Here is a 2,673-nt window from a genome sequence, read left to right on the forward strand (position 1 = left end):
CGGCAGACTTTTTACCAGCGTATCACGCTCGGCACTCAGCCCGATGCGTTCCAAAAGTTCATCGGTCTTGCGGGCTATTTCATCTTCTGCCATACCGTAAATCCCGGCAAACAGCCGGATATTCTCCCACACTTTCAAGTCTTCGTAAAGAGAAAACTTCTGGCTCATATAGCCGATATTCTTTTTCACATCCTCCGTCCGTGTGGCAACATCGAAACCGGCTACGCGGGCCGTGCCTCCTGTGGGATGGCTCAATCCGGTAAGCATGCGCATTGCCGTAGTCTTTCCAGCACCGTTGGCACCCAGGAAGCCGAATATCTCACCACGATGGACTTTGAAAGAGATATGATCCACTGCCGTGAAATTGCCGAAACGTTTGGTGAGCTTATCCACTTCGATGACATACTCATCTTTCTGTTCCACCTTGCCATGTTCCAGCCCCGGCGGACAAAGAATACTTGCAAACTGGTTCAGAATACGTTCCGGAGTATCTATCCCATGTATCTGCCCCTCATTGATAAAGGCAATGCGGTCACATTGGCATGCCTCATCAATAATAGGCGTAGAGGCTATGATGGTGATGCCCTGTTCCTTCAACCGGCGAAGCATCCCCCAAAACTCCTTGCGGGAAACAGGGTCTACACCTGTTGTCGGCTCGTCGAGGAAAAGCACATCCGGTTTATGGATAAGCGCACAACTCAACGCCAGTTTCTGCTTCATACCTCCGGACAAAGCTCCGGCACGGCGTTTGCGGAAAGGCTCTATTTGCTGGTAGATATCCTTCACCAATTCATAATTCTCCTCAATGGTGGTATGGAAAACAGTAGCAAAGAAGTTCAGGTTTTCTTCTACCGTCAAGTCCTGATAGAGGGAGAAGCGTCCCGGCATATAGCCTACGCGACGACGGATTTCTTTATAATCCTTCGCTATATCCAGACCGCACACCGAAGCATTTCCACTATCGGGAAGCAGCAAGGTGGTGAGGATACGGAAAAGAGAAGTCTTCCCTGCCCCATCAGGCCCGATAATGCCGAACAACTCTCCGGAAGGAACCGTCAAGGAAACACCCTTCAACGCCTCCACCGCCCCATATTTCTTGGTAACGTTATCTACAACAACCGCATGTTCCATAAATTAATCACTAATCACTAACCGTTAATCACTAAACTCCACTCCCCCGTACATGCCTATCTTCAACAGCCCGTCATTGTGCACGGCAATCTTCACGGCATACACCAGGTTGGCACGTTCATTCTTAGTCAGGATAGTCTTCGGGGTAAATTCCGAGGTATCCGAAATCCAGGTTACTACGCCCGGATACTGCTTATGCTCATCGGTGCCGTAATCGGAGAAGACGGTTACTTTCTGTCCCAGCTTTACCTGCGACAGTTGTTCGGAGGTGATGTAAGCACGAAGGTACATCTGCTCCGTATCGGCCACTTTGAAAAGCGGAGTGCCCATAGCTGTGAGTTCTCCCGCTTCGGCGTACTTTGCCAGTACAGTGCCGATTATCGGAGAGGTAATGTGGCACTTCCTCAACTGGTCTTCCACCTGTGCCACCTGAATACCGACGGATGAACTTTGCCACGTCAGGCTCTGGTGACTGTTGGACAAGGTAGAGTTCTGCGCAACAAGTTGCTTGCGAAGCACTTCAAGCTGATCTTCCGCATCATCCAGTTGTTTCTGGTTTGCCGCACCTACCTTTAGTAAGTTCGCCACACGATTCCGTTCACGTTGGGCGGCAGATATTTGTTCTTTGGTAGCGGCTACCTGTTTCAGAATGTCAGGGCGCTGTTCTTCGACGGACTTAAGACTTGCCTCCAGTTGCAGCTTCTTCAAGTAGAGCTGTACGGTATCCACTACGCCGACTTCTTCACCGGCCTTCAGCAACATTCCTTCTTCGATATCGAAATAAAGCAGGCGGCCCGAAGCTTCGGCAGATACAAGCACTTCCGTAGTCTCAAACGTTCCTGTTGCATCATATTTCGGGGCACCGTTTCCACAAGCGGAAAAGAGGGCCAATAGGGAACAAAGTCCCAGTAAGTTCCTTGATTTCATAATGATCTATATTTTTATGCCTTTAATTATTCAATGTATATTTCAGATTCCAGATGTTCATCAGTAACTGCACCTCATGCAAAGCCTTGGTTTGACGTGCCAGATTCTCAGCTGTGATTTCACGAAGCATATCGGTCACGGTCAGCGTACCGTTCTCCACTTTAGCCTCGGCGGCCTTGCGGATATTGACACGCAAACGGATAATCTCATCATCATCCACCATCTGCCGGCGCATGGACTGGATGGCCAAACTTTGTTGGGTAGATTCCAGATTGGTATTGAACAGGAACACATCGCGGCTGGTCTCCAGCTTACGGCGGTTGTTATCTATCAGCCTGCGATCATTGCGCAACGTGTAGAGACTACCGAAGTTCCACGACATACGGACTCCCGCTACATAGTATGCGGAGAAATCATCTTTCAGCATATTCAATCCCGGATTTCCGTAAGCTCCCTGCACGAACAGCCCGAAGCGGGGACGGAAGCGCGTCTTCAATGAAGACTCCTGCACATTCAATTGTCCGCCTTGGGCATCGAACCAGCGAAGTTCCGGACGGTTGTTCACCAATGAAGTGGATTCAAAAGTATCAGCAGGCTTCTCCAATGTAGTTCCGG

General features: G+C 49.8%; 3 protein-coding genes. All 3 read right to left on the reverse strand.

Annotated features, from left to right (window positions below; translation table 11 throughout):
* A partial coding sequence (locus BACCELL_RS22060; protein WP_007214308.1) for an ATP-binding cassette domain-containing protein occupies positions 1-1,131 on the reverse strand: 1,131 nt, incomplete at its 3' end.
* 24 nt (positions 1,132-1,155) lie between these two features.
* Complete coding sequence (locus BACCELL_RS22065) at positions 1,156-2,058, reverse strand: HlyD family secretion protein (RefSeq protein ID WP_007214309.1); 903 nt, start codon at positions 2,056-2,058, stop codon at positions 1,156-1,158.
* A gap of 22 nt (positions 2,059-2,080) precedes the next feature.
* A partial coding sequence (locus tag BACCELL_RS22070) for a TolC family protein (protein ID WP_007214310.1) occupies positions 2,081-2,673 on the reverse strand: 593 nt, incomplete at its 5' end.

The sequence above is a fragment of the Bacteroides cellulosilyticus DSM 14838 genome, from assembly GCF_000158035.1.
GTDB classification, from domain to species: Bacteria; Bacteroidota; Bacteroidia; order Bacteroidales; family Bacteroidaceae; genus Bacteroides; species Bacteroides cellulosilyticus.

Coding starts and splice junctions, on each gene's coding strand:
- BACCELL_RS22065 (WP_007214309.1), bottom strand. CDS start 2,058: ATGAAATCAAGGAACTTACTGGGACTTTGTTCCCTATTGGCCCTCTTT.